Source organism: Streptomyces sp. AC555_RSS877 (genome assembly GCF_019049245.1).
Lineage (GTDB): Bacteria > Actinomycetota > Actinomycetes > Streptomycetales > Streptomycetaceae > Streptomyces.
On record NZ_JAGMUK010000030.1, the window covers coordinates 181,066 to 199,026 of the forward strand.

Annotated in this window: 14 protein-coding genes; 13 read left to right on the forward strand and 1 reads right to left on the reverse strand. The window is 69.6% G+C overall.

The annotated features are described in order from the left end of the window. Positions 1 to 2 precede the first annotated feature (2 nt). From KUM49_RS14535 to KUM49_RS14595, 13 genes are all read left to right on the forward strand, one after another. Complete coding sequence (locus tag KUM49_RS14535; protein ID WP_217237318.1) at positions 3 to 1,532, forward strand: UDP-N-acetylmuramoyl-L-alanyl-D-glutamate--2,6-diaminopimelate ligase; 1,530 nt, start codon at positions 3 to 5, stop codon at positions 1,530 to 1,532. Between the two features lie 4 nt (positions 1,533 to 1,536). Then, positions 1,537 to 2,943, forward strand: a complete 1,407-nt coding sequence (murF, locus tag KUM49_RS14540; protein ID WP_217237238.1) for a UDP-N-acetylmuramoyl-tripeptide--D-alanyl-D-alanine ligase — start codon at positions 1,537 to 1,539, stop codon at positions 2,941 to 2,943. Next, positions 2,940 to 4,013: a phospho-N-acetylmuramoyl-pentapeptide-transferase gene (gene mraY / locus KUM49_RS14545; RefSeq protein WP_217237239.1), complete on the forward strand. Its 1,074-nt coding sequence runs from the start codon at positions 2,940 to 2,942 to the stop codon at positions 4,011 to 4,013. The genes murF and mraY overlap by 4 nt, the downstream gene beginning before the upstream one ends. Continuing rightward, positions 3,995 to 5,413, forward strand: a complete 1,419-nt coding sequence (gene murD / locus KUM49_RS14550) for a UDP-N-acetylmuramoyl-L-alanine--D-glutamate ligase (protein ID WP_217237240.1) — start codon at positions 3,995 to 3,997, stop codon at positions 5,411 to 5,413. Before mraY ends, murD begins: the two co-directional genes overlap by 19 nt. 67 nt (positions 5,414 to 5,480) lie before the next feature. Next, a complete protein-coding gene (gene ftsW, locus KUM49_RS14555; protein WP_217237241.1) occupies positions 5,481 to 6,836 on the forward strand; it encodes a putative lipid II flippase FtsW in 1,356 nt (451 codons plus the stop codon). Between the two features lie 6 nt (positions 6,837 to 6,842). After that, entirely contained in the window at positions 6,843 to 7,940 is a 1,098-nt protein-coding gene (gene murG / locus KUM49_RS14560) for an undecaprenyldiphospho-muramoylpentapeptide beta-N-acetylglucosaminyltransferase (RefSeq protein WP_217237242.1), read from the forward strand. 38 nt (positions 7,941 to 7,978) lie between these two features. Further along, on the forward strand, positions 7,979 to 8,773 hold the full coding sequence (locus KUM49_RS14565; protein ID WP_217237243.1) for an FtsQ-type POTRA domain-containing protein: 795 nt from the start codon (positions 7,979 to 7,981) through the stop codon (positions 8,771 to 8,773). 279 nt (positions 8,774 to 9,052) lie between these two features. Continuing rightward, positions 9,053 to 10,258, forward strand: coding sequence for a cell division protein FtsZ (gene ftsZ / locus KUM49_RS14570; protein WP_217237244.1), 1,206 nt, complete (start codon positions 9,053 to 9,055; stop codon positions 10,256 to 10,258). A gap of 26 nt (positions 10,259 to 10,284) precedes the next feature. Continuing rightward, positions 10,285 to 10,995, forward strand: coding sequence for a peptidoglycan editing factor PgeF (gene pgeF, locus KUM49_RS14575; protein ID WP_217237245.1), 711 nt, complete (start codon positions 10,285 to 10,287; stop codon positions 10,993 to 10,995). 5 nt (positions 10,996 to 11,000) lie between these two features. Continuing rightward, the gene (locus KUM49_RS14580) at positions 11,001 to 11,720 is read left to right on the forward strand and encodes a YggS family pyridoxal phosphate-dependent enzyme (RefSeq protein ID WP_217237246.1); all 720 of its coding nucleotides are present in this window, start codon (positions 11,001 to 11,003) and stop codon (positions 11,718 to 11,720) included. 129 nt (positions 11,721 to 11,849) lie between these two features. Continuing rightward, on the forward strand, positions 11,850 to 12,509 hold the full coding sequence (locus KUM49_RS14585) for a cell division protein SepF (RefSeq protein ID WP_217237247.1): 660 nt from the start codon (positions 11,850 to 11,852) through the stop codon (positions 12,507 to 12,509). A 71-nt stretch (positions 12,510 to 12,580) separates the two neighbouring features. Continuing rightward, positions 12,581 to 12,865 carry a YggT family protein gene (locus tag KUM49_RS14590; RefSeq protein WP_033318070.1) on the forward strand — a complete coding sequence of 95 codons (285 nt, stop codon included), beginning with the start codon at positions 12,581 to 12,583 and terminating at the stop codon, positions 12,863 to 12,865. A 46-nt stretch (positions 12,866 to 12,911) separates the two neighbouring features. Further along, entirely contained in the window at positions 12,912 to 14,153 is a 1,242-nt protein-coding gene (locus KUM49_RS14595; RefSeq protein ID WP_217237248.1) for a DivIVA domain-containing protein, read from the forward strand. Between the two features lie 179 nt (positions 14,154 to 14,332). Here KUM49_RS14595 and ileS read toward each other — a convergent pair whose 3' ends face one another. Next, a complete protein-coding gene (gene ileS, locus KUM49_RS14600; protein WP_217237249.1) occupies positions 14,333 to 17,470 on the reverse strand; it encodes an isoleucine--tRNA ligase in 3,138 nt (1,045 codons plus the stop codon). Between the last annotated feature and the right edge of the window lie 491 nt (positions 17,471 to 17,961).

Genomic DNA, 17,961 nt, shown 5'->3' on the forward strand with positions numbered 1-17,961 from the left:
CCGTGACATATCCGGGGCCGCCCAGGCCGGTCCGGATCTCCGCCACACCCCTCGCGGAGCTCGCCGATCAGCTGGGTGCCGTGCAGCCGAAGACCCCGGGCGGCACGGCCGGAGTCTCGGGCATCACCCACGACTCCCGCGCCGTCCGCCCCGGCGACCTGTACGCCGCCCTCCCGGGCGCCCGCCTGCACGGCGCCGACTTCGTCACCCAGGCCGCGGGCCTCGGCGCGGTCGCCGTGCTGACCGACCCGGCGGGCGCCGAGCGGGCCGCCGCCACCGGGCTCCCGGTGCTGGTCGTCGACGACCCGCGGGCGGAGATGGGCGAACTGGCGGCCACGATCTACGGCCACCCGGGCCCCGATCTGCTCCAGATCGGCATCACCGGCACCTCCGGCAAGACCACCACCGCCTACCTCGTCGAGGGCGGCCTGAAGACGGCCAAGTCCACCGGCCTGATCGGCACGGTGGAGATGCGCATCGGCGACGAGCGCATCAAGTCCGAGCGCACCACTCCGGAAGCCACCGACCTCCAGGCCCTGTTCGCGGTCATGCGCGAGCGCGGGGTCGAAGCGGTCGCCATGGAGGTCTCCAGCCACGCCCTGGTGCTCGGCCGGGTCGACGCCTGCGTCTTCGACATCGCCGTCTTCACCAACCTGAGCCCGGAACACATGGAGTTCCACTCCGACATGGAGGACTACTTCCAGGCCAAGGCCCAGCTGTTCACGCAAAAACGCAGCAGGCTCGGCGTCGTCAACCTCGACGACGAGTACGGGCGCAGGCTGGCCAAGGAGGCCACCGTCCCGGTCGTCACCTTCTCCGCCGAGGGCCACCCGGACGCCGACTGGCGCGCCGAGGACGTCCAAGTCGGTCCCACCGACTCGACGTTCACCGTGATCGGCCCGGAGCGGGAGCGGATCACGGCCAGGTCGCCGCTGGCCGGAACCTTCAACGTGGCGAACACCCTCGCCGCGATCGTCGCCCTTGCCGCCGCCGGCCTCGACCCGCAGGCCGCGGCCGACGGGATCGCCGCCGTGCCCGGCGTGCCGGGCCGACTGGAGCGCGTGGACGCCGGACAGCCGTACCTCGCGGTCGTCGACTACGCCCACAAGACGGACGCCGTCGAATCGGTGCTGCGCGCGCTGCGCAAGGTCACCGAGGGCCGGCTGCACATCGTGCTCGGCTGCGGCGGCGACCGGGACAAGACCAAGCGGATGCCGATGGGCGCCGCCGCCGCCCGGCTCGCCGACACCGCCGTACTGACCTCCGACAATCCCCGTTCCGAGGACCCCCTCGCGATCCTCGCGACCATGCTCCAGGGCGCGGCGTCCGTACCGGCACACGAGCGCGGCGAGGTCCAGGTCTTCGAGGACCGGGCCGCCGCGATCTCCGCCGCCGTGTCCCGGGCACGGCCCGGCGACACGGTGCTGGTCGCGGGCAAGGGCCACGAACAGGGCCAGGACATCGCCGGGGTGGTCCGTCCCTTCGACGACCGCCAGGTGCTTCGCGAAGCTATCCAGAAGACCCAGGGATGAACTTGTGATCGCCCTTTCTCTCGCCGAGATCGCCTCAGTCGTCGGCGGGCAGACGCACGACATACCGGATCCGTCCGTGCAGGTCACCGGACCGGTCGTCCGGGACTCCCGCGAGGCCGGGCCCGGCACCCTCTTCGTCGCCTTCGTCGGCGAGCGGGTGGACGGCCACGACTTCGCACAGGCGGTCGTCGAAGCGGGCGCGGTGGCCGTACTGGCGTCGCGCCCCGTCGGCGTGCCCGCGATCGTCGTGGAGGACGTCCAGACGGCTCTCGGCGCCCTCGCGCGTCATGTCGTACGACGGCTCGGCGCGACCCTCGTCGCCCTCACCGGCTCCGCCGGCAAGACCAGCACCAAGGACCTGATCGCCCAGGTGCTCCGGCACAAGGCGCCGACGGTGTTCACGCCCGGCTCGCTCAACAACGAGATCGGGCTGCCGCTGACCGCGCTCACCGCCACCGAGGAGACGAAGTTCCTCGTGCTGGAGATGGGCGCCCGCGGCATCGGCCACATCCGCTACCTCGCCGACCTGACGCCGCCGAGGATCGGCCTCGTCCTCAACGTCGGGACCGCCCACATCGGCGAGTTCGGCGGCCGGGAGCAGATCGCGCAGGCCAAGGGCGAACTCGTGGAGGCCCTTCCGGAAGACGGTACGGCGGTCCTCAACGCCGACGATCCCCTGGTACGGGCCATGGCGTCCCGTACCAAGGCGAAGGTGATCCTTTTCGGAGAGTCCGGCGAAGCGGACGTACGCGCCGAGAACGTGAGACTCACGGACAGCGGACAGCCCGCCTTCCTGCTTCACACACCCTCCGGTGCAAGTGAAGTGACCATGCGCCTGTACGGTGAGCACCACGTGTCGAACGCGCTCGCCGCGGCCGCCGTCGCCCACGAACTGGGCATGTCCGCGGAAGAGATCGCCACCGCACTCTCCGAGGCGGGCTCCCTCTCCCGCTGGCGTATGGAGGTCACCGAGCGCCCGGACGGCGTGACGGTCGTCAACGACGCCTACAACGCGAACCCCGAGTCCATGCGAGCCGCTTTGCGCGCGCTCGCGGCCATGGGCCGGGGGCGGCGGACCTGGGCGGTGCTCGGCAAGATGGCCGAGCTCGGGGACGAGGCGCTCGCCGAGCACGACGCGGTCGGACGGCTCGCCGTCCGGCTCAATGTCGGCAAGCTCGTCGCGGTCGGGGGCAGGGAAGCGTCCTGGCTGCAACTGGGCGCATATAACGAGGGTTCGTGGGGTGAGGAGTCGGTGCACGTGTCCGACGCACAGGCGGCGGTCGACCTGTTGCGCAGCGAGTTGCGCCCGGGAGACGTCGTACTCGTGAAGGCGTCCCGGTCGGTCGGGCTCGAGAGCGTGGCACAGGCGCTGCTCGCGACCGGCGCCGAGGGTGAGGTCGCCGCCCGATGATGAATCAGATCCTGTTCGCGGGCGTCATCGGCCTGTTCCTGACGCTGGTGGGCACGCCGCTGCTGATCAAGCTGCTGGCCCGCAAGGGCTACGGCCAGTACATCCGCGACGACGGCCCGCGCACGCACGGCAGCAAGCGCGGTACGCCCACCATGGGCGGTATCGCCTTCATCCTGGCGACGGTCGCCGCGTACTTCCTGTCCAAGGTGATCACGGGCAAGCCGCCCACGTACTCCGGCCTGCTGGTGCTGGGCCTGATGTGCGGCATGGGTCTGGTCGGCTTCCTCGATGACTACATCAAGATCGTCAAGCGGCGTTCGCTCGGTCTGCGTGCCAAGGCGAAGATGGCAGGCCAGCTGATCGTCGGCATCACCTTCGCGGTGCTCTCGCTGCAGTTCTCCGACTCGCGCGGCAACACCCCGGCCTCGACGAAGCTGTCGTTCATCACGGACTTCGGCTGGACGATCGGCCCGGTGCTGTTCGTCGTCTGGGCGCTGTTCATGATCCTCGCGATGTCGAACGGCGTGAACCTGACGGACGGTCTGGACGGCCTCGCCACCGGCGCCTCCGTCCTCGTCTTCGGCGCCTACACGTTCATCGGCGTCTGGCAGTTCCAGGAGTCCTGCGCCAACGGCGAGACGCTGACCAACCCCAGCGCCTGTTACGAGGTGCGCGATCCGTTGGACCTCGCGGTCATCGCCTCCGCGCTGATGGGCGCCTGCCTCGGCTTCCTGTGGTGGAACACCTCGCCGGCCAAGATCTTCATGGGCGACACCGGCTCCCTGGCGCTCGGCGGCGTGCTCGCGGGTCTGGCGATCTGCTCCCGCACCGAGCTGCTGATCGCTCTCCTCGGCGGCCTGTTCGTCCTGATCACCATGTCGGTGGTCATCCAGGTCGGCTCCTTCAAGCTCACCGGCAAGCGCGTCTTCCGCATGGCGCCACTCCAGCACCACTTCGAACTCAAGGGGTGGTCCGAAGTCCTTGTGGTGGTCCGCTTCTGGATCATCCAGGGCATCTGTGTGATCGTCGGCCTGGGCCTGTTCTACGCGGGATGGGCGGCGGACAAGTGACCGACTGGCAGGGCAAGCGCGTCACCGTCGCCGGGCTCGGTGTCTCCGGCATCCCGGCCGCCAAGGTGCTGCACGAACGCGGTGCTCTCGTCACCGTCGTCAACGACGGCGACGACGAGCGGGCCCGTGCCCAGGCGGCCGAACTGGAGGCGCTCGGCATCACCGTGCGCCTCGGCGACGGCGCGACCCTGCCCGACGGCACCGAGCTCATCGTCACGGCCCCCGGCTGGAAGCCGGACAAGCCGCTGTTCGCGGCGGCACGCGCGGCCGGCGTGCCGGTCTGGGGCGACGTCGAACTCGCCTGGCGGCTGCGCGGACCCGACGCCGCGCCCTGGCTCGCCGTCACCGGCACCAACGGCAAGACCACGACCGTCCAGATGCTCGCCTCCATCCTGAAGGCGGCGGGCCTGCGCACGGCAGCGGTCGGCAACATCGGCGTCTCGCTGCTGGACGCGGTCCTCGGCGAGGAACGGTACGACGTCCTCGCGGTGGAGCTGTCGAGCTACCAGCTCCACTGGGCGCCCTCGCTGCGGGCCCACTCGGCCGTCGTCCTCAACCTCGCCCCGGACCATCTCGACTGGCACGGCTCCATGGAGGCGTACGCCGCCGACAAGGGCCGCATCTACGAGGGCAACCGCGTCGCCTGCGTCTACAACCTCGCCGACAAGGCCACCGAGGACCTCGTGCGCGAGGCGGACGTCGAGGAGGGGTGCCGGGCGATCGGCTTCACCCTCGGCGCGCCCGCACCCTCCCAACTCGGCGTGGTGGACGGCATCCTGGTCGACCGTGCCTTCGTGGCGGACCGGCAGAAGAACGCCCAGGAGCTGGCGGAGGTCTCCGACGTCAACCCGCCCGCCCCGCACAACATCGCCAACGCCCTTGCGGCGGCCGCCCTGGCGCGTGCCTTCGGGGTGCCCGCGACGGCCGTACGGGACGGCCTGAGGGCCTTCACGCCGGACGCCCACCGCATCGCGCACGTGGCCGACATCGAATCGGTCGCCTACGTGGACGACTCCAAGGCAACCAACACCCACGCCGCGGAAGCCTCGTTGGCGGCCTACGAGTCGATCGTGTGGATCGCTGGCGGCCTCGCGAAGGGCGCCACCTTCGACGAGCTGGTGACGGGGGCGGCGAAGCGGCTGCGCGGCGTCGTCCTCATCGGCGCGGACCGCGCCCTGATCCGCGAAGCCCTGGCGCGACACGCCCCGGAAGTACCCGTCGTGGAGCTGGACCGGACCGACACTGGGGCGATGCTCCAGGCAGTCCAGGAAGCGAAGCGGCTCGCCGCCGCGGGCGACACGGTCCTGCTGGCCCCGGCCTGTGCCTCCATGGACATGTTCACCAACTACAACCAGCGCGGTGACGCGTTCGCGGAGGCGGTTCGCGAACTCGGCGCCTGACCCGGCCGCCTGCCGGGCGGACCTTGGGAGGGACGCGTGGGACCGTCGACGTACAGTGAGGTCTGCGATGCCCGGTAGCCGTACCGGGCGGCCGCCCGTGCAGCGGCCGGTCAGACGTCCCGCCACCCCCCGGGCACCGCGCGAGAACCCGGTCCTCGGCCTGTACCTGCGCGCCCGCCGCGCCTGGGACCGGCCGCTGACCGCGTACTACCTGATCCTCGGCGGCAGTCTGCTGATCACCGTGCTCGGGCTGGTGATGGTCTACTCGGCCTCCCAGATCACCGCCCTGCAGATGTCCCTGCCGGGCTCGTACTTCTTCCGCAAGCAGCTCCTCGCGGCCGCCATCGGCGGGGTGCTGCTGCTGGTCGCCTCCCGGATGCCGGTGAAGCTGCACCGGGCGCTCGCCTATCCGATCCTCGCGGGCGCGGTCTTCCTGATGGCCCTGGTGCAGATCCCGGGGATAGGGCTGTCGGTCAACGGCAACCAGAACTGGATCTCCCTCGGCGGCTCGTTCCAGATCCAGCCCAGTGAGTTCGGCAAGCTCGCCCTCGTGCTGTGGGGTGCCGACCTGCTCGCCCGCAAGCAGGACAAGAAGCTGCTGACCCAGTGGAAGCACATGCTCGTGCCGCTCGTGCCGGTCGCCTTCATGCTGCTCGGGCTGATCATGCTCGGCGGCGACATGGGTACGGCGATCATCCTCACCGCGATCCTGTTCGGCCTGCTGTGGCTGGCGGGCGCGCCGACCCGGCTGTTCGTCGGGGTGCTGTCGATCGCCGCCACGCTCGGTGTGATCCTCATCAAGACCAGCCCCAACCGCATGGCCCGGCTGCAGTGCATCGGCGCCACCGAGCCAAAGTCCGGAGTGGCCGACTGCTGGCAGGCCGTGCACGGCATCTACGCCCTCGCATCCGGCGGACTCTTCGGTTCCGGGCTGGGGGCGAGTGTGGAAAAATGGGGCCAACTCCCGGAGGCGCACACGGACTTCATCTTCGCCGTCACCGGTGAGGAACTGGGCCTGGCGGGGACGCTGTCGGTACTCGCCCTCTTCGCGGCCCTAGGCTATGCGGGTATCCGCGTGGCCGGACGCACGGAGGACCCCTTCGTGAGGTATGCCGCGGGAGGTGTGACCACCTGGATCACCGCACAGGCGGTGATCAACATGGGTGCGGTGCTCGGTCTGCTGCCCATCGCCGGTGTCCCCCTTCCGCTGTTCTCCTACGGAGGGTCCGCCCTGCTGCCGACCATGTTCGCCATCGGGTTGCTGATCGCCTTCGCGCGTGAGGATCCCGCTGCGCGGATGGCGCTTTCGATGCGGCAACCCCGCTTTGGTAGAAAGCGGGCGGGAGGCCCTGTGCGGGGGCCTCGGAGATGGAACACGATGAGACGGCGTGCCAAGGCGGCGCGTTCGTCCGGAGAGCGGTGAATTTCGGTGCATGTCGTACTCGCCGGTGGGGGGACCGCCGGCCACATCGAGCCCGCGCTCGCCCTCGCGGACGCCCTGCGCAGGCAGGACCCGACCGTGGGAATCACGGCCCTGGGCACGGAGCGCGGCCTGGAGACCCGGCTCGTACCGGAGCGGGGCTATGACCTCGCGCTGATCCCCGCGGTGCCCCTGCCACGCAAGCCGACCCCCGAGCTGATCACCGTCCCGGGCCGGCTGCGCGGCACGATCAAGGCCGCCGAGCAGATCCTGGAGCGCACCAAGGCGGACGCCGTCGTCGGCTTCGGCGGGTACGTGGCCCTGCCCGGCTACCTCGCCGCCAAGAGGCTCGGGGTGCCGATCATCATCCACGAGGCCAACGCCCGCCCCGGCCTCGCCAACAAGATCGGCTCGCGCTACGCCGCCAAGGTCGCCGTCTCCACCCCGGACAGCAAGCTGCGCGACGCCCGCTACATCGGCATCCCGCTGCGCCGCACCATCGCCACCCTCGACCGGGCGGCCATGCGCCCCGAGGCCCGCGCGGCCTTCGGACTCGACCCGAACCTGCCGACGCTGCTGGTCTCCGGGGGCTCACAGGGCGCCCGCCGGCTCAACGAGGTGGTCCAGCAGGTCGCGCCGTACCTCCAGCAGGCCGGGATCCAGATCCTGCACGCGGTCGGCCCGAAGAACGAACTGCCGCAGGTGCACCAGATGCCGGGGATGCCCCCGTACATCCCGGTACCGTACGTGGACCGGATGGACCTCGCGTACGCCGCGGCCGACATGATGCTCTGCCGCGCGGGCGCGATGACCGTCGCCGAACTCTCCGCCGTCGGGCTCCCGGCCGCCTACGTCCCGCTGCCCATCGGCAACGGCGAACAGCGGCTGAACGCCCAGCCGGTGGTCAAGGCCGGCGGCGGACTCCTGGTCGACGACGCGGACCTGACGCCCGAGTGGGTGCAGCAGAACGTGCTGCCCGTGCTCGCCGATCCGCACCGGCTGTACCAGATGTCCCGTTCCGCCAGTGAGTTCGGCCGCCGGGACGCCGACGACCTGCTCGTCGCCATGGTGTACGAGGCGATCGCCGCCAGCCGTGCACGCCGATAGGGCCGTACTGAGGCCCGTATGACCGGAAGGCAGGGAGCGTGGCCGGATCGACGACCGCCGAGCGCGGTGAACGCCAGCAGGAGTCGTCCGGCCCGCCGCCTGTCCGGAGGATCGCAACCCCCCGCCTTCGTACGATCATCATTCTCGCCGTCGCGCTGGTGCTCGTCGGCACCGGATCCCTGTGGGTCCTGTACGGCTCGAACTGGCTGCGCGTGGAGCGGGTATCGATCTCCGGGACCAGGGTTCTGACGCCCGCACAGGTCCGCGAGGCCGCCGATGTGCCGGTCGGATCGCCGCTGATTTCCATCGACACCGATGCGATTGAGGCACGACTGCGCCGGAAATTGCCCCGAATTGACGTGGTTGACGTGGCGCGTTCCTGGCCCCACGGAATCGGGCTGAAAGTGACTGAGCGTACTCCGGTTCTGCTTGTCCAAAAGGGCGGAAACTTTGTCGAAGTGGACGATGAAGGTGTCCGGTTCGCGACGGTTTCCGAGGCCCCGAAAGGCGTACCCACACTGGAATTGACGCTGTCCCAGCCGGGCTCGCGCGCCGCGAGCCTGCGCCGGTTCGGCGAGGGCCGATTGGTGCGGGAGGCGGTCCGCGTCGCCCGTGCCGTTCCGGCCGCCGTCGCCCACCGGACCCAGGCGGTCAAGGTGCGTTCGTACGACGACATCTCACTGGAGTTGAGCGACGGGCGGACCGTCGCCTGGGGGAGCAGCGAGAAGGGGGCCGCGAAGGCCCGCACGCTCACGGCTCTCATGAAAGCCTCTCCTGACGCGCGGTACTTCGACGTCAGCGTTCCCACGGCGCCCGCGTCATCGGGGAGTTGACGCACATCCGCGCAGGCCAGCACCCTGGTTGGGCAGCGCTATGGCTGATCACATAGGGTGAAAAGAAAAACGGGAGGTTCGGCGTGTTCGTTGAACGTGCGCCACTTGTCGACTTAGTGTCCTGTTCAGAAGACTCCAGGGAACGGACACACTGGTAACCCTAAACTTCAACGTTAGGGTTCGGGTCGGCGATACGGACCGTCCCAATCGGCATCAGTCGTCGGACCGCGGCAACGCCGCGAGGCGGCGACACGTAACTCGAGGCGAGAGGCCTTCGACGTGGCAGCACCGCAGAACTACCTCGCAGTCATCAAAGTCATCGGTGTCGGCGGCGGTGGTGTCAATGCCATCAACCGGATGATCGAGGTCGGTCTCAAGGGCGTCGAGTTCATCGCCATCAACACCGACGCGCAGGCGCTGTTGATGAGCGACGCCGACGTCAAACTCGACGTCGGCCGCGAACTCACCCGCGGACTCGGCGCCGGAGCCAACCCGGCTGTCGGCCGCAAGGCGGCCGAGGACCACCGCGAGGAGATCGAGGAGGTCCTCAAGGGGGCCGACATGGTCTTCGTGACGGCCGGTGAAGGCGGCGGCACCGGCACCGGCGGCGCACCCGTCGTGGCCAACATCGCACGCACGCTCGGCGCCCTCACCATCGGCGTGGTCACGCGCCCGTTCACCTTCGAGGGACGGCGCCGCGCCAACCAGGCGGAGGACGGCATCGCCGAACTCCGCGAAGAGGTCGACACCCTCATCGTCATCCCGAACGACCGGCTGCTGTCCATCTCGGACCGCCAGGTCTCGGTCCTCGACGCCTTCAAGTCGGCGGACCAGGTCCTGCTCTCCGGTGTTCAGGGCATCACCGACCTCATCACCACGCCCGGCCTGATCAACCTCGACTTCGCCGACGTGAAGTCGGTCATGTCCGAGGCCGGCTCGGCCCTCATGGGCATCGGCTCGGCCCGCGGCGACGACCGCGCGGTGGCCGCGGCCGAGATGGCGATCTCCTCGCCGCTGCTGGAGGCGTCCATCGACGGCGCCCGGGGCGTACTCCTGTCCATCTCCGGCGGTTCCGACCTCGGTCTCTTCGAGATCAACGAGGCCGCCCAGCTGGTGAGCGAGGCCGCTCACCCCGAGGCCAACATCATCTTCGGCGCGGTCATCGACGACGCCCTCGGCGACGAGGTCCGGGTCACCGTGATCGCGGCCGGCTTCGACGGCGGCCAGCCGCCGGCCCGCCGGGACAACGTCCTCGGTTCGGCCTCGTCGTCCTCGTCGTCGGGCCGCCGTGAGGAGCCCACTCCGGTACGGCAGACCGAGAGCCGCCCGTCCTTCGGCTCGCTCGGCAGCGTCACGCCGAAGGAGGAGTCGGAGCAGGCGCCCGAGCCGGTGGCCGACCTTCCGGTCTCCCCGCCGGTCCCGCCGTCGCGCTCCTACTCGGACAGCGCGGCCGAGGAACTGGACGTGCCGGACTTCCTGAAGTGATAGATCAGCGCTCCGGAACGAGCACTGTGAACGGCGCGCACTTCGCCTTCACCGACAGGTGGGGCGGGGTGAGCGCCGTTCCGTACGAGGAGCTCAACCTCGGCGGAGCGGTCGGCGACGACCCGGGTGCCGTACGGACCAACCGTGAACTGGCCGCCAAGTCCCTGGGGCTCGACGCCGCTCAGGTGGTCTGGATGAACCAGGTGCACGGGGCCGACGTGGCGGTGGTGGACCGGCCCTGGGACTCCGCTTCGCGGATCCCCTCGGTCGACGCGGTCGTCACCGCCCGGCGCGGACTCGCCCTCGCCGTCCTCACCGCCGACTGCACCCCCGTCCTGCTCGCCGACCCGGTCGCCAAGGTCGCCGCCGCGGCCCATGCGGGCCGGCCCGGCATGATCGCCGGGGTCGTCCCCGCCGCCGTACGGGCCATGACGGAACTCGGTGCCGAACCGTCCCGGATCGTCGCCCGCACCGGGCCCGCGGTCTGCGGCCGGTGCTACGAAGTGCCGGCCGCCATGCGCGCCGAGGTGGCCGCCGTCGAACCGGCGGCGCACGCCGAGACGAGCTGGGGCACGCCGGCGGTCGACGTGACCGCCGGAGTGCACGCGCAGCTGGAGCGGCTGGGGGTGCACGACCGGGAGCAGTCGCCGGTGTGCACGCTGGAGTCGGGGGACCACTTCTCGTACCGCCGCGATCGCACCACGGGGCGACTCGCGGGATATGTGTGGTTGGACTGAGGGGCATGACGGACCGTAAGGACGAACTCGCCGGAAACCTGGCGAAGGTGGAGGAGCGCATCGAGGCCGCGTGTGCGGCCGCCGGGCGGGGGCGTGAGGAAGTCACGCTGATCGTGGTCACCAAGACCCATCCCGCGAGCGATGTGCGGATGCTGGCGGAACTCGGTGTGCGGCACGTCGCCGAGAACCGCGACCAGGACGCGGCGCCGAAGGCGGCGGAATGCGCGGACCTGCCGCTTGGCTGGCACTTCGTCGGCCAGTTGCAGACCAACAAAGTACGATCCGTGGTCGGTTACGCGGATTTCGTGCAGTCCGTCGATCGTTCCAAGCTGGTGACGGCCCTGTCGAAGGAGGCCGTGCGGGCCGGGCGCGAGGTGGGCTGTCTGATCCAGGTGGCGCTCGACGCGGGAGTGAGCGGGAGAGGGGAGCGGGGTGGCGTAGGACCTGGCGGCATCGACGAGTTGGCCGGCCGCGTCGCCGACGCTCCGGGCCTGCGGCTCGACGGGCTGATGACCGTCGCTCCGCTCACCGGGGAGTACGCGGGGCGCGAACAGGCGGCGTTCGAGCGGTTGATGGATTTGTCGACCGACCTGCGCCGAGCGCATCCGGCTGCGAACATGGTCTCCGCAGGGATGAGTGCGGACCTCGAACAGGCCGTGGCGGCCGGAGCGACACATGTACGCGTCGGTACCGCGGTACTCGGAGTACGCCCCAGGCTCGGGTAACGTCGCCAGGAAGTCGGACCACAGCAGAAAATATGGTCATTACCGCAGCACAGCGGGCATAACGACCTCGTGGATCGCGGGCACTTGGCAGTCGTCAGCCGATCCACCACAGAGCGGAGGACTCAGGAAATGGCCGGCGCGATGCGCAAGATGGCGGTCTACCTCGGCCTCGTGGAGGACGATGGGTACGACGGCCGCGGTTTTGATCCCGACGACGACTTCGAACCCGAGCTGGATCCGGAGCCCGAGCGGGACCGGCGACGGCATGAGCTGTCGCATCAGTCGCACGGCTCGCACCAGTCCCGCCAGGCACATCAGCCTGAAAGGGACGAACCGGTACGAGTGGTGCAACCTCCGGTGTCACGTGACCCGCTGCCCCGATCCGCTTCGCTAGGCGCGGAATCCGGGCGTCCGGCGCGCATCGCGCCCGTGGCATCCATCACACAAGAACGCGCAAGCCTGGAGAAGAACGCACCGGTGATCATGCCCAAGGTCGTGTCGGAACGAGAGCCTTACCGGATCACCACACTTCACCCCCGGACCTACAACGAGGCCCGTACCATCGGGGAACACTTCCGTGAGGGCACCCCGGTGATCATGAATCTGACTGAGATGGATGACACAGACGCGAAGCGACTTGTCGACTTTGCGGCCGGTTTGGTGTTTGGTCTTCACGGCAGCATCGAGCGGGTGACGCAGAAGGTGTTCCTGTTGTCGCCTGCTAACGTCGATGTCACGGCGGAGGACAAGGCCCGGATCGCAGAGGGCGGGTTCTTCAACCAGAGCTGAGACGCAGGACCGGAAACGGCAGTACAAGTAGGACCCAGCAGTACGGATCAGGGGAGAGGGAAGCACAGGCAATGAGCGTGGTTCTGGATGTCGTCTACATCGCGCTGATGTGCTTCCTCATCGTGCTGATCTTCCGGTTGGTCATGGACTACGTCTTCCAGTTCGCCCGCTCGTGGCAACCCGGCAAGGCGATGGTGGTCGTTCTGGAGGCCACCTACACTGTCACTGATCCACCGCTCAAGCTTCTGCGGCGGTTCATTCCGCCGCTGCGTCTCGGGGGCGTGGCGCTCGACCTGTCCTTCTTCGTACTGATGATCATCGTCTACATCCTGATCTCCGTCGTGAGCCGGCTGTGAACGATACGGTCTTGCCGAATGCCGACGACTACGTTGAGGTGAAGAGATGCCGTTGACCCCCGAGGACGTGCGGAACAAGCAGTTCACGACCGTCCGCCTCCGAGAAGGCTATGACGAGGACGAGGTCGATGCCTTCCTCGATGAGGTCGAAGCCGAACTGACGCGACTGCTCCGCGAGAACGAGGACCTGCGCGCCAAGCTGGCGGCGGCCACGCGCGCTGCTGCCCAGAATCAGCAGAACATGCGCAAGCCCCCGGAGCAGCAACAGGACCAGCAGCAGGGAGGCATGCCCCAGCAGGGGATGCCTCAGCAGGGTATGCCGCAGCAAGGCATGCCTCAGCAGGGTATGCCGCAGCAGGGCATGCGAGGTCCCGGCTCTCCGGTGCCGGCCGGCATATCTGGCCCGCCGCAGCAGCAGATGGGTGGCCCCATGGGTGGCCCGCCCCAGCTGCCGAGCGGTGCACCGCAGCTGCCTGCCGGCCCCAATGGCGGCCAGGGCGGCCCGCAGGGTCCCGGTCAGATGGGCCAAGGCCAGATGGGCCAGGGTCAGATGGGTCAGGGCCAGATGGGCCAGGGTCCGATGGGCCAGGGTCCGATGGGCGGCCAGTCCCCCATGCAGCAGCAGATGGGCGGCCCGATGGGTGGCCCCATGGGCCACTCGATGGGCGGCCCCGGTCAGGGCCCCGGTGGCGACAGCGCCGCGCGTGTCCTCTCGCTGGCCCAGCAGACCGCCGACCAGGCGATCGCCGAGGCCCGTTCCGAGGCCAACAAGATCGTCGGCGAGGCGCGTTCGCGTGCCGAGGGTCTTGAGCGTGACGCCCGTGCCAAGGCCGACGCCCTGGAGCGGGACGCGCAGGAGAAGCACCGTGTCGCGATGGGCTCCCTGGAGTCCGCCCGCGCCACGCTGGAGCGCAAGGTCGAGGACCTGCGCGGCTTCGAGCGCGAGTACCGCACCCGCCTGAAGTCCTACCTGGAGTCGCAGCTGCGTCAGCTGGAGACCCAGGCGGACGACTCGCTGGCCCCGCCGCGCACTCCGGCGACCGCGTCGCTGCCGCCGTCCCCGGCGCCTTCCATGGCTCCGGCCGGTGCCAGCGCCCCGTCGTACGGCGGCGGCAACCAGGGCATGGGCGGCGGCCCGTCTCCTGCCGGTCCGTCCTACGGCGGCCAGCAGCAGATGTCCCCGGCGATGACCCAGCCGATGGCGCCGGTACGGCCGCAGGGCCCGTCGCCGATGGGCCAGGCTCCCTCGCCGATGCGCGGCTTCCTCATCGACGAGGACGACAACTGACGGTTATGAGTACGCCGTAGGCGTCGGCAGCGTTCAGGGCGGGGCCCCGGATTTTTGATCCGGGGCCCCGCCCTTTTGCCGTGCGTGTTCGGGTGCCGGTGCAGTTGTCCTGCGTACGCAACGCCGAAGGCCCGGGTGCACCAAGATCTTCTGGTGCACCCGGGCCTTCGTGGCCTCGGTTACGCCTTGCGCAGGCGGAACGTCAGGGACAGGCCCTCGTCCGTGAACGGGGATCCATAGGTGTCGTCCGCCTCGCCCTGGGCGAAGTCACTCGCGAGGACCTCGTCGGCGATGAGGGCGGCGTGCTCGGACAGGGCCGCGACGACGGCCGGGTCCGTGGACGTCCAGCGCAGCGCGATGCGGTCGGCCACGTCGAGGCCGCTGTTCTTGCGGGCCTCCTGGATCAGGCGGATCGCGTCACGGGCCAGGCCGGCCTGACGCAGCTCCTCCGTGAGCTCCAGGTCGAGGGCGACCGTCGCGCCCGAGTCGGACGCCACCGACCAGCCCTCGCGCGGGGTCTCGGTGATGATGACCTCGTCCGGGGCGAGCGTGACCGTCTCGCCGTCGACCTCCACCGATGCCGTGCCCTCGCGCAGGGCCAGGGACAGCGCGGCGGCGTCCGCGTTCGCGACGGCCTTCGCCACGTCCTGCACCCGCTTGCCGAACCGCTTGCCCAGCGCACGGAAGTTGGCCTTCGCCGTCGTGTCGACCAGCGAACCGCCCACCTCGGACAGCGACGCCAGTGACTCGACGTTCAGCTCCTCCGTGATCTGCGCGTGCAGCTCGGCGTTGAGGGAGCCGAAGCCCGTCGCCGCGATCAGCGCGCGTCGCAGCGGCTGACGTGTCTTCACGCCCGACTCCGCGCGCGTGGCACGGCCCAGCTCCACCAGGCGTCGTACCAGGACCATCTGCTTCGACAGATCCGGGTCGATGGCGGACAGGTCCGCCTGCGGCCAGGACGCCAGGTGCACCGACTCGGGGGCGTCGGGGCTGACGGGCACCACCAGGTCCTGCCAGACCCGCTCGGTGATGAACGGGGTCAGCGGGGCCAGCAGCTTGGTGACCGTCTCGACGACCTCGTGCAGGGTGCGCAGCGCCGCCTTGTCGCCCTGCCAGAAGCGGCGACGGGAGCGGCGTACGTACCAGTTGGACAGGTCGTCGACGAACGCCGAAAGCAGTTTTCCGGCGCGCTGGGTGTCGTACGACTCCAGAGCCTCGGTCACCTGGTCGGTGAGCGCGTGGAGTTCGGACAGGAGCCAGCGGTCCAGGACCGGCCGGTCCGCCGGGGCCGGGTCGGCCTCGCTGGGCGCCCAGTTCGACGTGCGGGCGTAGAGGGCCTGGAAGGCGACCGTGTTCCAGTACGTGAGGAGCGTCTTGCGGACGACCTCCTGGATGGTGCCGTGACCGACGCGGCGGGCCGCCCACGGGGAGCCGCCGGCCGCCATGAACCAGCGGACCGCGTCCGCACCGTGCTGTTCCATCAGCGGGATCGGCTGCAGGATGTTGCCCAGGTGCTTGGACATCTTGCGGCCGTCCTCGGCGAGGATGTGACCGAGGCAGACGACGTTCTCGTACGAGGACTTGTCGAAGACGAGCGTGCCGACGGCCATGAGGGTGTAGAACCACCCGCGTGTCTGGTCGATGGCCTCCGAGATGAACTGCGCCGGGTAGCGGCTCTCGAAGAGCTCCTTGTTCTTGTGCGGGTAACCCCACTGCGCGAACGGCATCGAACCCGAGTCGTACCAGGCGTCGATGACCTCCGGCACGCGCGTGGCCGTCTTCCGGCACGTCGGGCAGGCGAAGGTGACGTCGTCGATGAACGGGCGGTGCGGGTCGAGCTCCGACTGGTCGGTGCCGGTCAGCTCGGTCAGCTCGGCGCGGGAGCCGACGCAGGTGAGGTGGCCGTCCTCGCAGTGCCAGATGGGCAGCGGCGTGCCCCAGTAGCGGCTGCGGGAGAGCGCCCAGTCGATGTTGTTGTTCAGCCAGTCGCCGAAACGGCCGTGCTTGACGGAGTCCGGGAACCAGTTGGTCTTCTCGTTCTCCTGGAGGAGGCGGTCCTTGACGGCCGTGGTGCGGATGTACCAGGACGGCTGCGCGTAGTAGAGGAGCGCGGTGTGGCAGCGCCAGCAGTGCGGGTAGCTGTGCTCGTACGGGATGTGCTTGAAGAGCAGACCGCGGTTCTGGAGGTCCTCGGTGAGCTTTTCGTCCGCCTTCTTGAAGAAGACGCCGCCCACGAGGGGGACGTCCTCCTCGAAGGTGCCGTCCCGGCGGACCGGGTTCACCACGGGAAGGCCGTAGGCGCGGCAGACCTTGAGGTCGTCCTCACCGAAGGCGGGGGACTGGTGGACCAGACCCGTACCGTCCTCGGTCGTCACGTACTCGGCGTTGACCACGTAGTGGGCCGGTTCCGGGAACTCGACGAGCTCGAACGGACGTTGGTAGGTCCAGCGCTCCATCTCGGCACCGGTGAAGGTCTCGCCGGTGACCTCCCAGCCCTCGCCGAGGGCCTTCTCGACGAGCGGCTTCGCGACAACGAGCTTCTCCTCGCCGTTGGTCGCGACGACATAGGTGACGTCGGGGTGCGCGGCCACGGCGGTGTTGGAGACCAGCGTCCAGGGGGTCGTCGTCCACACAAGGAGCGCCGCCCGGCCGGCGAGCGGACCGGAGGTGAGCGGGAAACGGACGTACACGGACGGGTCCACGATCGTCTCGTAGCCCTGCGCCAGCTCGTGGTCCGACAGACCCGTCTCGTCGCGCGGGCACCAGGGGGCGACGCGGTAGTCCTGGACCAGCAGGCCCTTGTTGAAGATCTCCTTCAGTGACCACCAGACGGAGTCCACGTACTCGGGGTCCATCGTGCGGTACGCGTCGTCCAGGTCGACCCAGTAGCCCATGCGGTTCGTGAGCTCGGTGAAGGCGTCGGTGTGGCGGGTCACGGACTCGCGGCACTTGGCGTTGAACTCGGCGATGCCGTACGCCTCGATGTCCTTCTTGCCGTCGAAGCCGAGTTCCTTCTCCACGGCGATCTCGACCGGGAGGCCGTGGCAGTCCCAGCCGGCCTTGCGGGCCACGTGGTAGCCGCGCATGGTGCGGAAGCGGGGGAAGACGTCCTTGAAGACGCGCGCCTCGATGTGGTGGGCCCCCGGCATGCCGTTGGCCGTGGGCGGGCCCTCGTAGAACACCCACTCGGGGCGCCCCTCGGACTGTTCCAGGGTCTTGGCGAAGATCTTCTGCTCGCGCCAGAAGTCGAGCACGGCGTGCTCCAGCGCGGGCAGGTCGACCTGGGCGGGCACCTGGCGGTACGTCGGCGTTGTCATCAGCGAACTTCCTCCGGCGGACTTGCTGCCTTCCGTCCGGAGGGACGAGAGCTGTGTCGATCCCTGCGCCGCCTTCGGCGCGCTCCCGCGGTACCACCCTCCTTGGCTCTCCGGTGCGCCGTACGCGCCGGTGAGCCCCCTCATTGGGGTCGCGATGCCGGGTCTACTGGCCGCCTTCTTTCGGCTGCGGCTTTCTTCCGGCGGCTCTGGGGTGATCTTCACGTCGCGCTCGCCCCCGGGCTTCCACCGTCCCCGGGTCGCTCTGGGCTGCGTACGTCGCTACTCGTCCCCATCCACGCTTTTCGCTCCGCCCAGTGTACGGCGCCGTGGGGACAGCGGCCGACCGGATTTCCGGCGGCCGTCGGCGGGGGCTCGGCGGGGCCCGGGATGACCCGAATGGCGAGGGGCGCGTGTTCGAGGGCCGGGATGCCCGGCGCGGCGGATTACCCGGCGGGGAGCTGGGCACAACGCATGCAGGTTTGCCGCGCGGC